We start from the raw sequence: 22,773 nt of genomic DNA, 5'->3' as shown, positions 1-22,773 counted from the left end.
ATCAAATTCATGGCAAAATAATCCCATAAACGTAGATTATATAAGTTTAATCATTTTACTACTTTGAAAATGAAAATTGCAACGTTTATGCTTTATGACTGAACAAAATTTTAATGAATCGCTAAATTCATTAGATCACGTACAATGCAAACCGTGCCTGCTTCAGTATTAAAATAAGGTTAAGAAGAGGGTGAAAAAATTAATAAATGACGGAGACATACGATTCTGCTGAACTATAAATAATTTGGGATTGTAAGTAATTTTTATAATAATCTTTACCGATATGAAACGTAGTACCAAACTTTATTTCGATAAATGCATAAAATACCTTGTAATGGTTAAAACAATAATTACTTTTGCAACATTAAATTTTCTTAATACAACCTAACTTAATTTTAACGTATGATTAAGACTTTATTATCCTTACTGGGATGCCTGATGCTGTTGACCGGCCAGGTGTACGCCCAGGAGCGCTCGGTTACAGGACGCGTTACGGCAGATGACGGCTCAATTCTGCCAGGTGTTAACATTTCAGTGAAAGGTACAACTCGTGGTACTACCACAAACAGCCAGGGAGACTACACGATCTCGGCAGACGGAGGCGCAACACTGGTTTACAGTTTCATCGGTTTCCAAACTCAGGAAGTTGTATTAGGAACCCAATCGACAGTTAATGTCTCTCTTAAAAACGACGTGAGCCAGTTACAGGAAGTTGTTGTAACTGCCTTGGGCCAGGAAAGAAAAAGAAACGAGCTGGTATATGCTGCGCAGCAGGTAAGTGCAGAACAGATCACACAGACTCGTAGCACCAACCTTATGAACGCGTTGTCAGGTAAAGTTGCCGGTTTGGCAATTACTGCTACCAACAACATGGGAGGTTCGACAAGTACAGTAATCAGAGGTTACAAATCTATCACTGGAAACAACCAGGCGCTTTACGTAATCGACGGTGTTCCGGTATCGAATGCTAATAACAATACACCTACGCAGGCGGCAGGTGGTCAAGGAGCGGATTATGGTAATGCTGCTTCTGATATTAACCCGGATAACGTAGCATCTGTGAACGTACTGAAAGGTGCGGCGGCAACTGCTCTTTATGGTTCTCGCGCTGCTAACGGTGTAATTGTGATTACAACCAAAAAAGGAAAGAAAAACAGCTTTGATGTAACAGTTAACTCAGGTGTTACCTGGGGTAAAATTGACAAAAGCACTTTTGTTAAATATCAGAAAGAGTATGGTGCAGGATACGGTGGAGCAGAGGATTTCTACCAGGGAGACCTTGGATCTGGTGTAGGTCCAATTGCCGCTTTTGACGCGGATGCATCTTTCGGTCCTAAATTCGATCCTAGCCTGATGGTTTATCAGTGGGATACTTTTGATCCGACTTCGCCTAATTTTCAAAAAATGCGTCCATGGGTAGCTGCTGCCAATGGCCCTGACAAATTCTACGAAACTGGCGTTACTTCCAACCAGAGTATTAATATTACTGGTGGTGGTGACAATTCCACTTTCAAAATCGGTTATACAAGAAATGACGAAAAAGGCGTTTTACCAAATAGTAAATTGGATAAAAACCTTTTCAACTTCTCTGGTTCTTTTGATTTAACGAAAAAACTGACAATAACTGGTGATGTTAACTTTTCACAGGTTAAAGGTCTAGGTCGTTATGGAACTGGTTATAGCGGTAAAAACCCTAACCAGCAGTTCAGACAGTGGTTCCAGACTAACGTGGATATGGTTGAGCAAAAAGATGCGTATTTCAGAGATGAGAAAAACGTGACTTGGAACTGGGCAAACCATACGGGTACAATTGATACCAATTATCCGATTTACTCTGACAACCCATACTGGAGCAGATACAAAAATCCTTCTTCTGATACGAGAGACAACTTCTTCGGTTATGCAAGTGCGGTATACAAAATCGCCCCGTGGGTTGATTTCACAGGACGTTTTGCTTACAATGGAACAAGTGATTTTCAGGAGGAAAGAATAGCAACTGGTAGCCAGGCAACTACTCAATATACCAGATTTAATAGGTTGTTCAATGAAACAAACCTCGACCTAATCTTTAACTTCCATACAAACATCACGAAGGATATTACTTTTGTTGGTTTGCTTGGTAGCAACATGCGTAGATCTAAGGAAACATCTATCCGCGCAAGTACAAATGGCGGTTTGGTTGTTCCTGATTTGTATTCTTTGAGCAATTCGATAAATCCAATCGAAGCACCAACTGAAGTCTTGCGAAGAATCGGAGTTGATGGTATTTTCGCTCAGACATCATTTGGTTACAAAGAGTTTATCAACGTTGAATTGAGTGCAAGACAAGACAAATCAACAACTTTGCCAAAGGAGAATAATACTTATTTTTATCCATCTGTTGGAGCGAACTTTGTATTTTCAGAATTACCTGCTCTTAAAGCAAATTGGTTGACAAGAGGTAAACTTAGCGCTAACTACGCAGAAGTTGGAAATGATGCGCCATGGGGAAGTGTTGGAAATGTATATGACAAACCAACAGGTCTTGGATCAATTCCATATTTCTCTCTTCCAAATACAAAGAACAATGCTAATCTTAAATCTGAAAGAACGAGAAACCTTGAATTTGGTCTTGAAACTGCATTCCTTGATGATCGTTTAGGTGCTGATATTACGTACTACCGCAGTAGCACGATTGATCAGATCCTGCCTGTTTCTACAAGTCTTTCAACGGGATATTCTTTCCAATATGTGAATGCCGGTGAAGTTGAAAATAAAGGAATTGAAATTTCTGCCTTTGTTGAGCCTATCAGAACACAGGATTTTTCATGGAAGGTAAACGTAAACTTTTCTCGTAACCGTAACAAAGTATTAAGCTTGTATGGTGATGTTCAAAACTACGCGATTGCTACGTTGCAAGGTGGTGTTTCTCTAAATGCAGGATTTCAGAAAGATCCTGAAACCGGAAAAGTTACTGGCTTACCATTTGGTGTAATTCGTGGTACTAATTTCGTTTACCACGAAAACGGTCAGAAAATCGTGAAAGCAAACGGTATGTATGCAGCAACTCCGGGTTCTGCAGAAGTTATCGGTGATCCTAACCCAGACTGGATTGGTGGTTTTGCTAATACGCTTAGATACAAAAGCCTTGCTCTTAACTTCCTGATTGACGTACGTCATGGCGGAGATTTCTGGTCACTTGATCAGTGGTATGGTGAAGGAACTGGTATGTATCCTATCACAGCTGGTTTGAATGACCTTGGAAATCCAAAAAGAGATCCGGTTACAAATGATGCTACCAGTGGTGGTGTATTATTCCCAGGCGTTCAGGCTGATGGAACACCAAACACTGTAAGAGCTGCAAACGTTGATGGTGGTGGTTCTACTGCCTACGGATACCCAGCAAACCCTCCTCGTGCGATGTATATTTATGACGCGAGTTATGTTAAATTGAGAGAATTGGCTTTGACATTTGGTCTACCTCAGTCGGTAGTTTCAAGACTTAAAGCTTTTAAATCAGTTGATGTATCGCTTATTGGTAGAAACTTGTGGATCATCCACAAAAATTCAGAGTTTTCTGACCCTGAAGAAAGTTTAGGTTCTAGTATCGGCGCTGGTGCTGGTGGATATCAGACAGGTTCTTATCCTGCTGTGAAGAGTTACGGGTTCAATGTTAAATTGCGTTTCTAGAAATTCGAAATATGAAAAAGTTAATTATTCTATTTTTGCCCATTTTGCTTCTGACGGCCTGTGTTGACAGCCTTGAAGAATACAATGTTGACGAGAAAAGAGCATCTGCGGTTCCGGCCGTGACGTTGTTCACCAACTCATTAAAAGGTTTGGCCGACGTACTGACAACGCCAAGTGTGAATACAAACAACTTCCGTTTGTATGTTCAGCAGTGGTCAACAACTACATATCTGGATGAGCCTCGTTATAACCTGACTGCAAGAACGATTCCTCAATCTATGTGGCAGTTCATCTACAGAGATGCTTTGGCGGATCTTGAAGAGTCGAAAAGAATCGTAAACGAAAATACGGATCTTGCTGCTGCTGTAAAAAGCAACCAGTTGGCTCAGATCGAGATCATGGAAGTTTATGCATGGTCTATTCTTGTTAATACTTTTGGAGATGTCCCATATTCGGAAGCACTTGATGCTTCAAACCCGCTTCCAAAATATGACGATGCAAAAACGATCTACGATGACCTTTTAGCTCGTTTGGACGCTGCGCTTCCAACAATTTCTACGGCTGCTACCGGATTTACAGCTGGTGACTTGCTTTACAAAGGAAACATGGCTGCCTGGGTTAAGTTTGGCAATTCCCTGAAACTGAAAATGGCAATGACAATTGCCGACAGCGACGCTGCCAAAGCTAAAACTTTGGTTGCAGCAGCAGCTCCTAACGTTTTCACTTCGAACGCAGACAAGGCAGCATTTCCATATATTGCCTCGCCGCCTAACTACAATCCAATCGCGCAAAACTTGAATATTCTGTATTCAACGCGTCAGGATTACGTTGGAGCTGCTACTTTCATTACACCAATGAATCAATTGAACGATCCAAGAAGATCTTCTTTCTTCACAACTGTTAATGGAAACTTTGTAGGTGGCAATTACGGATTCTTGAACACATACGCCAACTTTTCAAAAGTAGGAACGAAAATTATCGAACCAACATTGGAAGGTCTGTTTATGGACTATTCAGAAGTTGAATTCTTTTTGGCAGAAGCTGTTGAAAGACAGTTTATCACAACAGGAACGGCTGCTGAACACTATGAAAAAGCGATCACTGCATCAATTACATATTGGGGTGGAACAGCCGCAGAAGCAGCTGCCTATATCGCTCAGCCAGGCGTTGCTTATGCAACTGCTCCTGGTGATTACAAAACAAAAATCGGAACCCAGAAATGGTTTGCACTTTATAACCGTGGTTACGAAGCATGGGTTGAATGGAGAAGATTGGACGCACCGAAATTGTCTCCTCCAACAGGTGGAAACGCTCCTGCCGGATTGGCAATTCCAGTAAGAATTATCTACCCAATCAACGAGCAAACATTGAATCCGGAAAGCCGTGAGGCAGCCGCTACCGCGATCGGTGGTGACCTTGCTTCTACTAAACTTTGGTGGGATAAATTCTAAACAGTAAATTCTTACTGAATTGTAAAATCGGGCAAACATCTGTTTGCCCGATTTTTTTGTTTATAATAACTAGTATTTTAGCTGGTATCCCGGCAAAGGTTGAAGGTTGGAAGTGGCAGTCTTCCAACTTTGAAGACTGCCTTTCTTAATTAATATAAATTACTTTATTTTCATGCTGGGTAAAAGCGGCACAGACTCAATTAGTTCAAGGGATTTCACCATGTCTTTTGTACCATTCTTGTATTTCAGAAATTGTCTGGTTTGGATGTGCGACTTATAGGCAGCTGAATCTGCATAAATTTCCAATATGGTAATATGATTTGGCTTAGTTCTTTCAGAGACCGCATATAAAGTCAACACCCCGGGTTCAAGACGGACCGACTCTTCGATCTCCTCTTTAAGAAATCCATTGTAAGCTTCCAATTGAACGGGATCAACGATGATTTTGGCGATTCTTACCATCTGGTTATTATTTTGACTGAAAGCCTGTTCAGCTGAAAACATCATCAAAATACCACTCGCTGCTATCCCTATCTGACGAAAGCCTTTATTTGAATTTTTCACTTTGATTGTATTTTTTGTTGATCTTGTTTTTATAATATCTACCAGGTATTAATAAAACAATATACATATATCTCAGGTACACTGGTGGAAATTGACTTTTTTTAATTGCTATCTGCTTCTTTAAAAACACCAGAAAAATTCTCTTACACCAAGGATACTGCAAGATTAAAATAATTGTCTTTGATCAACAAGAGAAGAATAGATGATAAAAGCTGATTTTTCTTAACTTTGGATTACAATATGACCTTATTAAACGCATGGAATTTTTAAAAAGTCAGCGCCTCAACAATCTCAAATACGAAATTCGTGGGGCTACTTACCAAAAAGCGTTGGAATTGGAAAGCCTGGGCTTCAAAATTCATAACCTTAACATTGGTAATCCTGCCCCATTCGGCTTCGATTCACCGGATGAAATTGTTCACGATATCATCATGAATATCCGCAATGCGCAGGGTTATGCTGACTCCCGGGGTTTATTTTCAGCGCGTAAGGCCGTAATGCACTACACGCAAACAATTGGAATTCAGGATGTAGAGATCAATGACATTTTCATTGGAAACGGAGTAAGCGAGCTAATCCTTTTGTCGATGCAGGCGTTGCTGAATCCTGGTGATGAAATCCTTGTGCCTTCTCCGGATTATCCACTCTGGACAGCAGCGATCGCTCTGAGTGGTGGCAAGCCTGTTCATTATGTATGTGATGAAGAATCAGACTGGAATCCTGATCTGGAAGATATGGAAAGCAAAATCACATCCCGTACCAAGGGAATTGTTTTGATCAATCCGAATAATCCGACAGGCGCAGTCTATGAAAAAGATGTTTTAAAAAGCATCGCTAAGATGGCAGAAGAACATGGTCTGATCATTTTCGCAGATGAGATCTATGACAAAATATTATACGATGGAGCCTTACATCATCCGATGGGAACGTTGGTTTCTGAAACGCTTTGCGTTTCTTATGGCGGGCTTTCAAAAAATTACCGTTCAGCAGGTTTCAGAGGTGGATGGATGATTTTGAGCGGTGCAAAGCAAAAAGCGAAGTCGTATGTTGAAGGTTTATTGCTTTTGGCAAGTATGCGTCTTTGTGCCAATGTTCCGACGCAATATGCAATCCAAACTGCACTGGGCGGGTATCAAAGTATAAAAGAGCTGGTCGCACCGACAGGCCGGCTTCACAAACAGATGAATCTCGTTTATGACCGTCTGACTTCGATTCCCGGAATTACTTGCGTGAAACCGAAAGGTTCTTTATATGTTTTTCCAAAAATCGATATGAAGAAATTCGGATTGAAAGATGATGAATCCTTTGTTTACGATTTGTTAAGTGAGCAAAAAGTATTGGTTGTCGCCGGAACCGGATTTAATTACATCACGGACGACCATTTCCGGATCGTTTTCCTGCCAACGATTGATGAATTAAATCAGGCGATGGATAAAATCGAATACTTCCTCGAAACGCGAAAAGTACTTTCTACACGCACAGTGGAAGATGTTATTGCCTGATTGGTAGCGCTTGGCAATTAGGTTTTAGCTATTAGCTTTTTGAGGCTAATAGCTAATTTTTTGCCTTTTATTTAAAATTTCAATTAACAAATAATCTATTTTTCAGTCAATTTCGCTAACAACTAATCGCCAACAGTTTTCTTCAACCACTCCTTTTATTATGGAACAACCTTTATTAGCAGAACAAAAACGTCAGCGGCTTTTTCTATTGCTTTGCGGTATTTTTCTTACCAACGCACTGATCGCGGAAATTATCGGGATGAAAATATTTTCAGTTGAAGCATTGCTGGGCTTACCACCGGCACAACTGCCTATCGGCGGAGAAAAACTGGATTTTAATATGACCGCCGGCGTACTCAACTGGCCGGTCGTATTTATCACTTCCGACATTATCAATGAATATTTTGGAAAGAAAGGTGTTAAAAGAATTTCTTACCTGACAGCCGGATTTATCGTTTATACCTTCATCACCATTTATTTTTCCACACAACTACCGCCAGCAAAATTCTGGCTGGATGTTAACAATACAGATAGTCACGGAAATCCATTTAATATCAACGATGCCTTTTTCCGGATTTTTAATCAGGGGCTTGGAATCATGATAGGCTCGATTGTCGCTTTTCTTTTAGGACAAATTCTGGATGTTTCCGTTTTTTCCTGGCTCCGCAGAAGAACAGGAGGCAAATATATCTGGCTCAGAGCGACCGGTTCCACGATGTTTTCCCAGCTTGTTGACAGCTTTGTCGTTTTGACGATTGCCTTTTACGTTTTTGGAAACTGGGATATGAAACAAATATTCTCTGTTGGTAGTATCAATTATCTCTATAAGGGTTCCGTGGCGATTTTACTAACGCCGGTATTATATGTCGCACATTATTTTATTGACCGTTATTTAGGGAAAGAGTATGCCGAGCAACTGGCGCATCACGCGGCGCATGATGGGGAGGTTTTGTGAGGTTTTTTGTTACTAATATTGGCTGGTTTCTTACCCGTCCAACGGTAGAAAAAACCTTCGGACGGGAGCTCGAAATATATTACGCCATCCGACAAGTAATAAAGATAGCTACAAACAACTGTCATTTACTTTTTAACTAATTAATTCGTCTAACGTTGGTTGCTATCCCATTTCGCTCCATGAATTTTCCAATTTCTGGCATGGCGTTGGATATTGCAAGTAAATCGTTATCGTTGACTTTTAACTGTGCTGGCCATATTTTAGCAAAAGTTTCTCTATTTCCAAAAAATCTATTTAATAATGATAAGTTCTTAAGAGCTTTAGGTGTAATTGGTATTAACTGTTGAGAAAAGTTTTTAATCTGTTCTAAAAAAATTCCCCTAATTGAAGCAGCAGGAATGGTTGCAGCAACAATGAATAATTTTCCATGTATCATTACCGTGCATTGACAATTGTTTAGGCGATCACATGCAGAAAATCCTGGAATTTCTAAATCTTTCGGTTCTAGCGGTATATGTGTAGCATGTCTATATAGTTGAGTTTCCTTTCCGGAATATTCTCCTATCCATATCAGCCAATTTTCGCTTGGTTTTCCTTCTTCTCTAATTTTTTTCCTTTCATCTTTGTGAATTGCTCGATCACTAATGTGAGTATTTTCGCCCATAATAGTGGTAATCGCAATCCAATTAACGAGAGAAGCTATTTTTTGATCCGGTATTTCTTTTTCCTCTCCAAGAATTAATTCACCTAATAATGTTTTTAATTCTTGTTCTATACTATTAATCCATTCACTATTGCATATCGAACAAACGTTGCGAATTTGTCGAACTCCCATATCTCCTTTATCAACCTTGTGTGGGATTTGCTTTTGCAACTCGCTTGCCTTTTTGAAACCGTCACTTCCGAAATAATGCCGACTGCCTTTTTGTGTTCTCGGTATATACTGTTTTAGCATATTTGAAAACACATGTTGCTTTGTTAAATTACCTGAATTTCCGCAAAAGATGCATTTACCAGGAGGCTTCTGTTCCTTTTTACTTTTTGTCTTTCCCAAAAGAGTTTCAGTTTTAGCAGCTAATTGAATTTACTTACTCTTTCTTACCCGTCCGACGGTGAAAAAACCGTCGGACGGGGCGCCCCGGTCGGATGGCTTTTTTCTACCATCCGACCGGTAAAAAAACATTCCGGAAAGACGAAGAAAACCTATCTCAAAACAAATAAATCTTCACCCCACCACCCGCCGCAAATTATCCAGCATCACAGCCGTAGCAATTCCGACATTCAATGACTCAGCCTCTCCTACCCGCGGAATGGTTATCCGGTGTGTGATAAATGACTCCACCTCAATGCCAATTCCATTTGATTCGTTGCCCATTACAACATAACCACCATCAGTTGAAAAAGCGTGTTCATAAATTGAAGCTCCATCCAGAAATGCGCCAAGAAGATTTCTATCTTTTGCGTGCTGAGCCAAGAATTCAGACAGATTAGTATAGAATAAATTTACCCGCGTGAAAGAACCTTTACTCGCAGCGATTACCTTTGGGTTATATACATCCGTCGTGTCTGGCGAGCAGATTATTTTTTTGATACCATACCAGTCGGCAATACGGATAATGGTTCCCAAATTTCCGGGATCACGGATATCGTCCAAAATCAATGCATACTCACGCATATCTGCGCTCAAAAAAACGTTATCTTTCGTCTTTGCCACGGCCAGACAAGAATCATTTGTTTGAAACAATCCCAGACCTTCGAGTTCCTTGGCTGTGACAGTTTCGATAAGAGTTTTATGGTCAGACAAAATAGTTGAGTATTTTTGCTGAAATTCCGGGGTGGCTAATACAAATTCCGTTTCAAACTCTGATTCCAGCAATTCAAGAACACTTTTGGCACCTTCGACTATAAAAGCCTCATGAAGCTGCCTGTACTTCTTGATTTTCAGAGCATTAATATATTTTATACGATTTTTAGACAGCATTGAATATTAGGTGTAGGGTTACATATTTCGGATATTTCTTCCTTTTTTTTCTGGGAGTGACAGGTTGCGCCCGCAAGACCAGTACTGACTCAGGCAATTATTTCCTGGGCAATTCTACTTTTAAAGGTAACAAAGTGGTCAGCGATGACGACCTTGACGCCTTGATCCCTCAAAGACCAAACAGCCGTTTTCTCAGTCTTCCGATATTTCCAAAAGTTGGTATCTATCAGTTCGGACAGCTTTTTTACAAAAAAGATGAAAAACAGCGTAAGGTTATCGAGGTGACGCAAAATTATCAGAAAGAATCGCGTTTACACGAAAATAATGTCAGACAATTAGAAAAGATTCAGCGACGGTATGCGAAAAAGCTTGCACGTGCGCAAAAACGGGTAGATGAAGGCAATTTCTGGATGCGGGTTTTGGGAGAAGCTCCTGTATATTATGACCGGAATGAGGTAGTGAAAAATGCTGAAAAGATGCAGAAATATCTTTACAACAACGGCTTTTTTCAAAACACAGTCAATTTCAAATCAGATACCACTTTCAAACGCATCAGAGTAAAATACCTGATTGATGAAAAACGCCCGGCCATTCTTGATGACATCAATTATCAGGTAAGAAACCAGATGATCGACAGTTTATTAAAATCTTCAACAAAAGAAGCCACGCTGATCAGTAAAAAAAGATATGATGGCGACGCATTTGAAGAAGAAAGGATAAGAATTGAAACATTGCTCCGTGATCAGGGATATTTCGGTTTTTCCCGTCAGAACGTTTCCTTTTTGATCAACGATACCATAACAAATCCAAAAACCGACAGTTTATTTAAAAGTATTGATGTAAACGTCCGTGTTAATCTGCCTGGCAAAGAAGTCAGCCCCGTTCCTTATTCGATAGAATCTGTTCGTTTTGAAGTACTTCCCCCCGCCGGTTTGCCCGATTCTCTTTTCAAAAAAGACACAGTATACTCTCAGGGAATTCAATATATCTTCGCAGATAAAAAATTTGCGCCCAGAATTCTGGATACAAAAATAAGGGTCCGTCCGGGTGAACTTTACAGTCAGAAAAACGAAAGAGATACCCAGCGGCAACTGTCACTTACAGATCAGTTCCGCTTTGTTAACTATAATTTTGACTCAACCGGGCATAAGATCAAAGTGCATTATCAGGCAATTCCACTGGAAAAATACCAGGTTTCAGCGGATGTCGGATTGAACGTAATTCAATTGCAAGGCGCGCCGGGACCCTTTGCGAATTTATCATACAAGATAAGAAATGTCTTTAACGGACTGGAAAACTTCGAAGCCAATCTTCGCGGAGGTATCGAACTTGTACCGGGCTTTGTGGAGAATAACGGGATTTATCGCAGCCAGGAAATTGGTTTGAACACCTCCCTCACCTTCCCGCGTCTGTTGATTCCCTTCCGTCGTTTCCAAGATAAATCAGCATTATATAATCCCCGTACGCAGATAGGATTGGGTTATAACTATGTGGAAAGGCCGGAATATACCCGCACGAATGTTAAAGTAGCGATGAGTTATTCGTGGCAGCCGACGGTTAAAACACTGTGGACATTATCCTTCATTGATCTGAATATTCTGAACACAACTAAAACACAGGACGCGTTTCGGGCTTTGCTGGATCAACTGCTCCTTCAGGGCAATAATCTTAAATACAGTTTTAACAGATCATTTGTTTCAGACGTCAATTTAACATTTGTTCACAATACGAATTCGATTATCGGTCCTCAGAAAAATGCACATTATTTTCGGGCGTCTCTGGAATCCGGTGGCACAACGCTGAATTTTCTTCCTGCACAGGAAAAATGGATCAATAACGTTTTTGGAAGAGATGGGGATACGCTACAATTCTATAAATATTTAAGGGGAAATATTGACTTTCGTCGTTACTGGACAACCGGTCGCCGTTCTTCGTTTATCGCACGTATCAACACCGGAGCGATTTACAGTTATGGAGATAATAAAGTGCCTCCCTATGAAAAATACTTTTTTGCTGGTGGTTCGAATAGTTTGAGAGCGTGGCTTCCCCGTCGTCTGGGACCTGGCTCTGCGGCGCCGCGTGTCACTGATACCAATTTATCAATTGAAGCACCCGGAGAATTTTTGCTGGAAGGAAATCTGGAATGGCGCGGACATCTGGCCAAATTCTTTGGTGATATCAATTATGCATTATTTATCGACATGGGGAATGTATGGAGCTTTAATGCTCAAAATAATGCACAGAAGTTGAAAGCAAGTTCATTCCCAAAGGAAATCGCTGTTGGAACCGGCTTCGGTATCCGCTATGACCTTTCATTTTTTATTCTGCGTTTTGACTTTGGAACCAAGGTTTACGATCCTAACCTCCAGGAATTTGTTTTGGACCGACTTCAATTCAGCAAACTTTTTAACAGGAGACAGGAAAACTTCCTGAACATCAATCTTGGCGTAGGTTATCCGTTTTAAGTTGGCGTCTTGTCATTATTTTAATCGGGGTGACTTCCTTTTTGTGTTTCAAATATTTTGGATTCCTCTTCCTTTAACTATTCTTAACAGGCAACTTCACTGCCAGTTTGTCAGTTTTTCACGTTTTATTTGTAGCTTTGCGGTTCGTTCCCGGAACAAAAGCTTATCATATTTGATTGTTAGAGGCATACCGGAACAAAGAAATACAAACCGTTCAATTTCACGGATAAATGGAGAATAGAATAGCGGAGACACTAAAAATATTAACCGAAACTGATAAGGAGGCGTGTGAAACTGTGCATGTTTCGGAAAACGAACCGATAACAAATAAAAAACGCTTATTTATAGAAAGTTACGGATGCCAGATGAATTTCGCAGACAGTGAAATTGTGGCCTCTGTGATGCGTGAGGCAGGTTTTGCCACAACATCCGACGCTGAAAACGCTGATCTGGTTTTCTTGAATACCTGTGCAATTCGTGATAACGCAGAGCAGCGTGTGCGAACAAGGCTGAAACAATTAAACGTTTACAAGAAAAAAAAACCGGGAATGCTGATCGGTGTTTTGGGCTGTATGGCAGAACGGTTAAAAGCCAAACTTCTCGAAGAAGAGAAAATGGTGGATATCGTGACTGGTCCGGATGCCTACCGTGACCTTCCCAGGTTAGTAGAAGAAGCTGAAACGGGACAAAAAGGCGTAAATGTATTTCTTTCAAGAGAGGAAACTTATGCTGATATTTCACCGGTCCGTCTTAATTCCAATGGTATCACAGCTTTGATTTCGATCATGCGTGGTTGTGATAATATGTGCAGTTTTTGCGTGGTACCTTATACCAGGGGACGTGAGCGCAGCCGCGATCCGCAATCCATTATCAAGGAAGCACAGGATCTATTTAATGATGGTTATAAGGAAGTTACGCTTCTGGGACAAAATGTGGACAGCTATAAATATGCTGATCCCAATAACAAAAGCGAAATCTTTTCTTTTGCAAAATTATTAGAACAAGTAGCGCTGATCAGTCCTGAACTGCGCGTTCGTTTCAGTACTTCACACCCAAAAGATATTACGGACGAGGTGCTTTACACGATCAAAAAATACGATAACATTTGCAAATACATTCACCTGCCTGCGCAAAGCGGAAACAGCCGCGTGCTGGAAATTATGAACCGTACCTACACCCGCGAATGGTATCTGGAAAGAATCGACAGCATCAGAAGAATTCTGGGAGATGAATGTGGAATTTCTCACGACATGATTGCGGGATTCTGTACAGAAACTGAGGAAGAACATCAGGATTCACTTTCGTTGCTGGAATATGTGCGATTTGACTTCGGTTACATGTTCTCCTATTCGGAACGCCCGGGAACGCCAGCTGCAAAGAAATTTACAGATGATATTCCAGCTGATATCAAGCAAAGACGTCTGGCAGAAATCATTGAAGTTCAGCAGAGAATTTCAACTGAACGCAATAAAAAACTGATCGGTACTATTCAGAGAGTTTTGGTTGAAGGCACATCCAAACGTTCAGAAGCTGATTTTTCAGGAAGAAGTGATCAGAATAAAGTGGTGATTTTCCCGAGAGAGAATTTCAAAAAAGGTGATTATGTTAATGTGTTAATTACAGATACTACCTCAGCTACACTGCGTGGAAAGGCCGTAATCGAGGAAGAAATAATACAGTTAGCTTAATTAGAAAGTCCGTTGCATTAACCAACAAAAGGCTAATTGCCAAAAGCTAACAGCCAATCGCTATTAATGAATCCAACAGAGATACAAGCAATAAAAAACCGGTTCGGGATTATCGGAACATCTCCGGCACTCAATCACGCTATCAACGTAGCGGTACAGGTGGCGGCGACGGATCTGACGGTTTTGATAACAGGAGAGAGTGGAAGCGGAAAAGAATCTTTTTCTAAAATTATCCATAGTATCAGTTCCAGAAAACATGGGCCTTTTATAGCGATCAACTGTGGCGCTATACCCGAAGGCACCATTGACTCTGAACTTTTCGGTCATGAAAAAGGGGCTTTTACAGGTGCGCTGGATTCCAGAAAGGGTTATTTTGAAACCACCAATGGCGGGACAATTTTCCTGGATGAGGTTGGGGAAATGCCTTTGGGTACGCAGGCACGCTTACTTCGCGTTCTTGAAAACGGGGAATATATTAAGGTCGGTTCTTCGAAAGTTTTGAAGACCAATGTCCGCGTTGTTGCAGCTACTAACGTGAATTTGCTGGATGCTGTTAACAACGGAAGATTCCGTGAAGATTTATATTACCGACTTAATACAGTACCTATTTATGTTCCGCCTTTGCGCGAACGCGGTGAAGATGTACTGTTGCTTTTCAGAAAATTTACGAATGATTTTTCTGAAAGATACCGCACAAAAGCAGTTCGTCTTGATGTAGATGCGCGTGAGTTATTAATGCGGTATGAATTTCCGGGCAATATTCGTCAGCTTAAAAATATTGCAGAGCAGATCACCATTCTCGAAACAGATAAGGATTTGCCGATCAATGGAGCGACTTTAAATAATTACCTGAATCCTGTCCAGCCATCAAGCAGAAAAGCACTTGTACCGCTGCGTCAGGGCGAAGATTCTGCGACATCATTTTCCGAAAGAGAGCTTCTCTACAAAGTTTTGTTTGACATGCGGCGCGATATGACAGAGTTAAAAAAGCTTGTCCGTAATGTTTTGGAAAATGAAAAATATGGTGGTGACATATTAAAAGATCATCAGGAATTATTCAGTTCTATCAATAGTCCTGAACCTGTTGTTAATGCACCAACGATCGAACCGACCCGGTTGTTGACACCGCCACAATCCAGAACCGTTGATTTGGACAGATACTCTGATGAGCGTGGTGAAATCGAGGATGTTTTGCATGTGACGGCGGAAGAAGAATCACTTTCCCTGGAAGATAAAGAGAAGGAAATGATCATCAAGGCACTTCGGAAAAATAATAATAAACGAAAGTACGCCGCCAGTGCATTAGGAATTTCGGAGCGAACGTTATATCGCAAGATCAAACAATATGATATTGAAGAATAAATATAATAAGACAAACGAAACGCCTGCGATGCGCTTTAACATAAAAAATACCACTATCATCTCTCCTGCTACGAAGAGATTTCTAATGGTAGTTTTTATTCTTAATTCCTCATTTTTGATTTCCGGCTGTGGAGTTTATTCTTTCACCGGAACAAGCTTGTCGCCTGATATAAAGACTTTTACTATTGTCAATTTTAATATGGCAACAGCCGGAGGACCTTCGGATCTTCCGCAGAGACTGACAGAACAGCTGAAAGAATATTTCCAGAAAAACACCAGCCTTACCTTGCAGCAGAACGGCGGCGATTTGCTTCTCGAAGGTACGATTACCGGCTATGATGTTTTAGCAGCTGCACCGACGGCCAATGACCAGGCAGGACTTAACCGTCTGAATGTAACAGTTCAGGTACGTTTTACAAATGCGCAGGACGAAACAAAAAACTTTGACCAGTCTTTTACGTATTATGCCGATTTCCCTCAGGATCAAACGTTAAATCAAAATGAATCGCGTTTGTTGCCAACTATACAGGAGAATTTAGTACAGCAGATCTTTAATAAATCAGCAGCCGACTGGTAAGACGATTCCATTTGTCTTAAATTCAATAATTATTCAAAATTAAAACTGAGCGATTTAATGACAATCGTTGATAAGGAAACGTTTAGTCGTTTGGTAAAAGACCCGAATGATCTTGACATTACGGTAATCCCAAAACTTGAAGCTACGATCAAGGCTTTTCCGTATTGTCAGATCTCCTATTCATTATTGGCAAAAGCTGCGCAATTGACTGACAATGATCAGCTTACTGACAGTACGCCGAAGGCTGCCGCGTACGCGCTTAGTCGCATTGCTCTTCAGCAACTAGTGGAAGGAAAATATAAGGCTTATGAAACTTCCGCTGATGTGGAAGTCGATATTTTTGAAGAAGAGCCAGTTATCCAAACGGAAGAAATTCCTGAGATCATTGAAGTTAAAGAAATTAAACCAACGCTGGCTTCTCAAATTTCCGAATTGCAAAAAAAACAGCAACAGATCATTCAGGGTTTTATAAAAAATAATCCAAGAATGGGGCCAATCAGGCAGGATCTTAATGCTGAACCGGTAGCGCTTGACCTTACCGGACGAGTGGCGCAATCCAATTCTTCCGATGCTTTTGGAGGGGGAATTGAAACAGAAGCATTTGCCAAAATCCTTCTTCTACAAGGAAAAAGAGACAAGGCAATTGACATCTATCAAAAATTGATTTTGAAAAAACCAGAAAAAAAGGATTACTTTGCGAAAAAATTAAGTGAATTAATCCATAATCAGTCTTAATTTCGCTTACTTATTTAATTGCGTATTCATTCATTCTATATTATATACAAGGCATGTATTTGGGTTTGATTATTCTGGTTGCGATCATCGCAGTATTATTGATTCTGGTAGTATTGGTTCAAAATTCAAAAGGAGGAGGTCTTTCCAGCGAATTCAGCGGAGCAGGTACTGCACAAATGTTCGGTGTTAAGAAAACCACTGATTTGCTGGAGCAAATCACTTGGGGACTGGCAGCCGGTATCATCCTGATCTCTTTGGCATCTTATGTTGTTGCCAGCGGTGGAGCATCTGATGCAGGAAGCATCAATAGCGTTAACATTGAAAAAGCACAAAACACAGTGATCCCTGGCGCAAAATTGCCAACAGCACCTGCGCCTGGCGCGGTAGCTCCGGGAGCCACAGCCCCTGCAGAAACAGCACCAGCAGCTCCTGCGGATACTACAAAATAGTTAAAACTTCAAAAAGGTTTTTAGATATAGCCGATAAAGATGGATCAATCTATTTTTATCGGCTATATTTTAAAATTCTGGTTTGCCAGAAATGTATTGCTTAAAAATTTCATTCTGCCACAAGCCGATTGCTGACCGCCATCAAGCCACATTAATCTGTTTCACCATAAGTCTTTGAACAACAGGAAGTAAAGTTTCCTGCAAAGGATAGTCATATCTGGATTCTACAACATAAGTAGCAGGATTTGGCAACGCCTGAAATTTTCGAGTCAGGTCAATTTTTATCTGCTCGATTGGAGTTCCGATCGAAGTCCGTACTGAATCTATAAGCACCGTCTTTATATATCTTTCACGCATTTCATTGAACAGCGCCAGTTGATATCGGAAAATCGTGACCATTCTGTCATAGCTGTTCAGGAAAAACAGATATCCTTCCTCCGTCCTCAACGGAACAATGCCCACAGGTGAAATTTTTATATTTCCCCCCACCTCAGAAAACCGGTCAACGCCCTCTTCCATGGTTTTAGAAAATCTCGGGATTGCAAAATCGAGGATATAATTCAGCTCGGAAAGATATAGATCGTCATGAAGCGTATCTTCATATACCAACCTGGCGGAAGTCATATCAACTCCTTTTAATTTTTTCGGGAAAGAACTACGGATCGCATTTTTGCTGGCCTGCAAATTCTGGCAGGTTTCCAGATGCCATTTCACTTCCTGAAGATAAGGATAAAGACGATTGGAAGTAAACTCGCCGTTGATATGCTGCAAATAATCCAGCACTACATATTTTTTATATTCAAAATCAAAAATACCTTCTGTCAACCAATCATCATGAAGCTTTGCCATCTTATGCAGTTGTTTTGATCCTGCTAAAATTTAATGAATTCCGTTGATATCTCAAACGATTGCAATAACCTGACACATAATTTACTTTAAAAATCATATCGCAGCCAGTTTACATACAAAAATGTCATAACACCCTGAAAAAATGTCAGACGAATCAGGCTGGCATAGATTGTGCTTTATGGTTGCAAGTCATATCAATACTGACAACATAAAAATAAACGTTTAATATCTATGTCAACTTTAGCAGAAATACAAGTGAACGTACAACCTCTGGCTGATCGTGTTCTTGTAGAACCAGCCCCAGCCGAAGAAAAAACAGCATTTGGTATCATCATTCCTGATACAGCAAAAGAAAAACCACAACGCGGTACAGTAGTAGCAGTTGGACCAGGCAAAAAAGATGAGCCTATGACTGTTAAAGTAGGAGACACCGTATTATACGGAAAATATTCAGGTACTGAATTGGCATACGAAGGCAAAGATTGCCTTATCATGCGTGAATCAGATATCTACGCTATCATTGGCTAGTCATCTGACACGGTTGGTATTTAAAATCTTAAAAAATTAAAATTAAAAATTAAAATGGCTAAGAAAATATTTTTTGACATTGAAGCCCGCGATAAAATAAAAAAGGGTGTTGACACATTGGCTGACGCCGTTAAGGTAACATTAGGACCTCGTGGTCGTAACGTAGTTATCGATAAAAAATTCGGTTCACCTAGCATTACAAAAGATGGTGTAACTGTTGCGAAAGAAATCGATTTGAAAGATCCTTTCGAAAACATGGGTGCTCAATTGGTTAAAGAAGTAGCTTCTAAAACTGCTGATTCAGCGGGTGATGGTACTACAACTGCAACGGTTTTAGCTCAGGCTATTTACTCTATCGGAGTGAAAAACGTCGCAGCGGGTGCTAACCCAATGGACTTGAAACGTGGTATCGAGAAAGCAGTTTCAGCTGTTGTTAAGAATCTTGAAACACAGAAAAAAGATATTTCTACTTCAAAAGAAATCGCTCAGGTTGCTACTATTTCTGCTAACCATGACGAAGAAATCGGTAACATGATTGCCGAAGCGATGGAAAAAGTAGGTAAAGAAGGTGTTATCACTGTTGAAGAAGCGCGTGGTACTGAAACAGAAGTTAAAACTGTTGAAGGTATGCAGTTTGACCGTGGATACCTTTCTCCATATTTCGTAACAAACACTGAGAAAATGGAAGCTGATCTTGAGCGTCCATTTATCCTTATCTCTGAGAAGAAAGTTTCTTCAATGAAAGAACTTCTTCCAGTTTTGGAAGCAGTTGCTCAAACGGGTCGTCCTTTGCTTATTTTGGCAGAAGATGTTGACGGGGAAGCGTTGGCTACTTTGGTAGTGAACAAAATCCGTGGCGCCTTGAAAGTTGCTGCTGTTAAAGCTCCTGGTTTTGGTGACCGTCGTAAAGCTATGCTTGAAGACATCGCGATCATCACTGGCGGTACTGTAATTTCAGAAGAACGCGGTTTCAAATTGGAAAACGTTACTTTGGATTACCTTGGTACTTGCGAAAAAGCGATCATCGACAAAGACAATACAACTTTGGTTAATGGTTCTGGAAACTCGGAAGATATCCTTGGACGTGTTAATCAAATCAAAGCACAGATCGAAAACACAACATCTGATTACGATCGTGAAAAACTTCAGGAACGTCTTGCTAAATTGTCAGGTGGTGTTGCCATCTTGTACATTGGTGCAGTGACAGAAGTTGAAATGAAAGAGAAAAAAGACCGTGTTGACGATGCATTGCATGCAACGCGTGCTGCTGTTGAAGAAGGTATCGTTGCAGGTGGTGGTGTTGCTTATATCCGCGCGACCTCTGCTCTTGACGGACTTGTTGGAAACAACGACGACGAAAACACTGGTATCAACATCATCCGCGTAGCGCTTGAAGCTCCATTGAGAACAATCGTTTCTAACTCTGGTCAGGAACCATCTGTTGTCGTTGCGAAAGTGAAAGAAGGAACTGGTGCTTATGGTTACAACGCTAAAGACAATGTTTACACAGACTTGTTAGAAGCTGGTATCATCGATCCTAAGAAAGTTTCACGTCTTGCTTTGGAAAACGCAGCGTCTATTGCAGGTTTGTTGCTAACAACAGAATGTGTAATTGCTGACGATCCGGAAGAAAGTGCTGCACCAATGGGTGGCGGACACGGCGGCGGAATGGGTGGAATGATGTAATCATCCCCAAGTCATATAGATTAAGGCAAAAAATAGCCGTTCGGAAAATCCGAACGGCTATTTGCTTTACTCAACGTTATGAAAATCTCCAACCCTTAGGAAATTTACTTTTAGACTCAGGTTTTTAAAGCAGGTCACATATCTTCTAAAAATAAATCACATTATTTTTTCATTACTAAATTTTTTCAAAAAAATAACCGTCCGGAATCTCCAGACGGCTATTTACTTTACTCAACGTTATGAAAAACTTCGCCCTTATGACGTTGTCATAATAATGAAGTCACATGTAAAACAAAAAAAATTGATAATTTGTTTATTTTATTTTATTCTTAAAATAACATTCTTCCATCCTGCATAACCAATCGCCTGTCGGCCATTGTGGCCAAATCTTCGTTGTGTGTTACAATGATGAAAGTATGCCCCAGCTCGTCTCGTAATTTGAAAAACAATTGATGCAGGTCCAGCGCATTTTGTGAATCGAGATTACCACTTGGTTCATCTGCTAAAACTATTGCTGGTTTATTCAACAATGCTCGCGCCACGGCCACGCGTTGCTGCTCTCCACCGGAAAGCTGAGACGGCAAGTGATTCATTCTGTCAGAAAGCCCCAACAATCCCAAAAGCTCCTCCCCTCTTCTTTTTATTTCTTTTTCACTAAGTCCTGCATTTATATATCCTGGCATACAGGCGTTTTCCAAAGCGGTGAATTCTGCCAGCAAATTATGAAACTGAAAAATAAACCCAATCTCCTCATTACGAAATTTTGCCAGATCTTTGTCGCCCAAACCCGAAACCTTGGTATTTCCGATAAATACTTCTCCCTCATCCGGCCTGTCCAATGTTCCTAAAATATGCAAAAGCGTACTTTTCCCAGCACCCGAAGCACCCACAATAGCAACAACCTCGCCGCTATTCACCTCGATATCTATTCCTTTCAAAACTTGTAGGGCACCATACGTACGCTTTATTCCTCTGGCTTGAAGTAAATTCATGTTATGAAAAGATAATTAGGTAAAAAGCTACCCCCGTTTTGATTAATTCCTTAATTTGCCGTGAAAATACCAATTTACTTTTATACTCATGAATATTCACGAATATCAAGGCAAAAGTGTCCTTAAAAAATACGGCGTACGTATTCAGGAAGGACTTGTTGCCGACACCCCCGACAAGGCGGTGGAAGTCGCCCGTGAGATTAGCCAGCAGACAGGTACCAAATGGTATGTGGTTAAATCACAAATTCACGCGGGTGGGCGTGGTAAAGGCAGAATTGTAGGCAGCGAACAACGTGGTGTTGCTTTGGCAAAATCTGTTGAGGATGTGCGTACAATAGCAAATAACATTCTGGGAAAAGTACTTGTTACACACCAAACTGGTCCGGAAGGAAAGCGTGTAAACAAAGTTCTTATTGCCGAAGATGTTTACTACCCAGGTCCTAGTGAGCCGAAAGAGTACTATCTGTCTATTCTGCTTGACAGAGGCAGAAACTGTAATGTCATCATGGCAAGTACAGAAGGTGGTATGGATATCGAGGAGGTTGCTGAGCATACTCCTGAAAAAATCATGAAAGAGTGGATTGATCCAAAAGTTGGATTACAACCTTTCCAGGCACGCAAAGTTGCATTTGCTCTTGGTTTGGAAGGCGACGCTTTCAAAGAAATGGTTAAATTCATCACCTCTCTTTACAAAGCTTATATTGAGAGTGATTCAGCGATGTTTGAGATCAACCCGGTTTTAAAAACATCTGATAATAAAATTCTTGCAGTTGATGCAAAAGTGGATCTGGATGACAACGCATTGTACCGTCATCCTGAACTTGCTGAAATGCGTGATACCAACGAAGAAGATCCTTTGGAAGTAGAAGCAGGCGCTAACAACCTGAACTATGTGAAACTGGATGGAAACGTAGGTTGTATGGTAAATGGTGCAGGACTGGCTATGGCTACAATGGACCTTATCAAGCTTTCAGGCGGTGAGCCGGCCAACTTCCTTGATGTTGGAGGTGGAGCGAACGCACGTACCGTAGAGGCAGGTTTCCGTATCATTTTGAAAGATCCAAATGTTAAGGCTATCCTGATCAATATCTTTGGTGGTATCGTTCGTTGCGACCGTGTTGCGGCAGGTGTTGTTGAGGCTTACAAAGCAATCGGCGAAATTCCTGTTCCAATCATCGTTCGTCTGCAAGGAACAAATGCTGAAGAAGGAGCGCGTATTATCAACGAATCAGGTTTGAAAGTTCAGTCTGCGATTGAATTTAAAGAAGCTGCCGCGAAAGTTTCTGAAACGCTTGCGCAATTGGGCGTTTAATTTTTAAG

Annotated in this window: 18 protein-coding genes; 13 read left to right on the top strand and 5 right to left on the bottom strand. The window is 40.8% G+C overall.

Translation table 11 applies throughout. The features are described 5' to 3' along the window. Positions 1-402 precede the first annotated feature (402 nt). Both L0657_RS11785 and L0657_RS11780 read left to right on the top strand, forming a co-directional pair. Positions 403-3,669: a SusC/RagA family TonB-linked outer membrane protein gene (locus L0657_RS11785; RefSeq protein WP_235150997.1), complete on the top strand. Its 3,267-nt coding sequence runs from the start codon at positions 403-405 to the stop codon at positions 3,667-3,669. Between the two features lie 11 nt (positions 3,670-3,680). Next, positions 3,681-5,120, top strand: coding sequence for a SusD/RagB family nutrient-binding outer membrane lipoprotein (locus tag L0657_RS11780; RefSeq protein ID WP_235150996.1), 1,440 nt, complete (start codon positions 3,681-3,683; stop codon positions 5,118-5,120). A 159-nt stretch (positions 5,121-5,279) separates the two neighbouring features. Here L0657_RS11780 and L0657_RS11775 read toward each other — a convergent pair whose 3' ends face one another. Continuing rightward, entirely contained in the window at positions 5,280-5,684 is a 405-nt protein-coding gene (locus L0657_RS11775) for a putative quinol monooxygenase (RefSeq protein ID WP_235150995.1), read from the bottom strand. Positions 5,685-5,941: 257 nt separating this feature from the next. On the opposite strand from L0657_RS11775, the gene L0657_RS11770 reads away from it, so the two are divergent. Together L0657_RS11770 and L0657_RS11765 are read left to right on the top strand one after the other, a co-directional pair. Further along, on the top strand, positions 5,942-7,186 hold the full coding sequence (locus tag L0657_RS11770; RefSeq protein WP_235150994.1) for a pyridoxal phosphate-dependent aminotransferase: 1,245 nt from the start codon (positions 5,942-5,944) through the stop codon (positions 7,184-7,186). A 160-nt stretch (positions 7,187-7,346) separates the two neighbouring features. After that, positions 7,347-8,141, top strand: a complete 795-nt coding sequence (locus L0657_RS11765; protein ID WP_235150993.1) for a queuosine precursor transporter — start codon at positions 7,347-7,349, stop codon at positions 8,139-8,141. Between the two features lie 136 nt (positions 8,142-8,277). Here L0657_RS11765 and L0657_RS11760 read toward each other — a convergent pair whose 3' ends face one another. Both L0657_RS11760 and L0657_RS11755 read right to left on the bottom strand, forming a co-directional pair. Then, positions 8,278-9,195, bottom strand: coding sequence for a hypothetical protein (locus L0657_RS11760; RefSeq protein WP_235150992.1), 918 nt, complete (start codon positions 9,193-9,195; stop codon positions 8,278-8,280). A gap of 171 nt (positions 9,196-9,366) precedes the next feature. Beyond that, on the bottom strand, positions 9,367-10,122 hold the full coding sequence (locus L0657_RS11755; RefSeq protein WP_235150991.1) for an RNA methyltransferase: 756 nt from the start codon (positions 10,120-10,122) through the stop codon (positions 9,367-9,369). Here L0657_RS11755 and L0657_RS11750 point away from each other — a divergent pair. From L0657_RS11750 to secG, 6 genes are all read left to right on the top strand, one after another. Then, positions 10,122-12,587: a BamA/TamA family outer membrane protein gene (locus tag L0657_RS11750; RefSeq protein WP_235150990.1), complete on the top strand. Its 2,466-nt coding sequence runs from the start codon at positions 10,122-10,124 to the stop codon at positions 12,585-12,587. The genes L0657_RS11755 and L0657_RS11750 overlap by 1 nt on opposite strands. Before the next feature lie 230 nt (positions 12,588-12,817). Further along, complete coding sequence (gene miaB / locus L0657_RS11745) at positions 12,818-14,275, top strand: tRNA (N6-isopentenyl adenosine(37)-C2)-methylthiotransferase MiaB (RefSeq protein ID WP_235150989.1); 1,458 nt, start codon at positions 12,818-12,820, stop codon at positions 14,273-14,275. Positions 14,276-14,341: 66 nt separating this feature from the next. Next, a complete protein-coding gene (locus L0657_RS11740) occupies positions 14,342-15,637 on the top strand; it encodes a sigma-54-dependent Fis family transcriptional regulator (protein WP_235150988.1) in 1,296 nt (431 codons plus the stop codon). Next, complete coding sequence (locus L0657_RS11735) at positions 15,627-16,214, top strand: LptE family protein (protein ID WP_235150987.1); 588 nt, start codon at positions 15,627-15,629, stop codon at positions 16,212-16,214. The genes L0657_RS11740 and L0657_RS11735 overlap by 11 nt, the downstream gene beginning before the upstream one ends. Before the next feature lie 57 nt (positions 16,215-16,271). Beyond that, a complete protein-coding gene (locus tag L0657_RS11730; protein WP_235150986.1) occupies positions 16,272-16,949 on the top strand; it encodes a hypothetical protein in 678 nt (225 codons plus the stop codon). A 53-nt stretch (positions 16,950-17,002) separates the two neighbouring features. Continuing rightward, positions 17,003-17,398 (top strand): preprotein translocase subunit SecG, encoded by a 396-nt coding sequence (secG, locus tag L0657_RS11725; RefSeq protein WP_235150985.1) that lies wholly within the window; start codon positions 17,003-17,005, stop codon positions 17,396-17,398. 141 nt (positions 17,399-17,539) lie between these two features. On the opposite strand, the gene L0657_RS11720 is transcribed toward secG, so the two are convergent. After that, on the bottom strand, positions 17,540-18,247 hold the full coding sequence (locus L0657_RS11720; RefSeq protein WP_235150984.1) for a hypothetical protein: 708 nt from the start codon (positions 18,245-18,247) through the stop codon (positions 17,540-17,542). A gap of 231 nt (positions 18,248-18,478) precedes the next feature. Between L0657_RS11720 and groES the strand changes: the two genes are divergently transcribed. Together groES and groL are read left to right on the top strand one after the other, a co-directional pair. Next, complete coding sequence (gene groES, locus L0657_RS11715) at positions 18,479-18,775, top strand: co-chaperone GroES (RefSeq protein ID WP_137338835.1); 297 nt, start codon at positions 18,479-18,481, stop codon at positions 18,773-18,775. 54 nt (positions 18,776-18,829) lie between these two features. Next, positions 18,830-20,461, top strand: coding sequence for a chaperonin GroEL (gene groL, locus L0657_RS11710; protein WP_235150983.1), 1,632 nt, complete (start codon positions 18,830-18,832; stop codon positions 20,459-20,461). 329 nt (positions 20,462-20,790) lie between these two features. Here groL and L0657_RS11705 read toward each other — a convergent pair whose 3' ends face one another. Continuing rightward, positions 20,791-21,453, bottom strand: a complete 663-nt coding sequence (locus L0657_RS11705; RefSeq protein ID WP_235150982.1) for an ABC transporter ATP-binding protein — start codon at positions 21,451-21,453, stop codon at positions 20,791-20,793. 88 nt (positions 21,454-21,541) lie between these two features. Between L0657_RS11705 and sucC the strand changes: the two genes are divergently transcribed. Next, a complete protein-coding gene (gene sucC / locus L0657_RS11700; protein ID WP_235150981.1) occupies positions 21,542-22,765 on the top strand; it encodes an ADP-forming succinate--CoA ligase subunit beta in 1,224 nt (407 codons plus the stop codon). Positions 22,766-22,773: the final 8 nt, after the last annotated feature.

This window comes from Dyadobacter sp. CY345 (genome assembly GCF_021502725.1).
Taxonomy (GTDB): Bacteria; Bacteroidota; Bacteroidia; order Cytophagales; family Spirosomataceae; genus Dyadobacter.
This window is presented reverse-complemented; position numbering and strand designations above follow the sequence as displayed.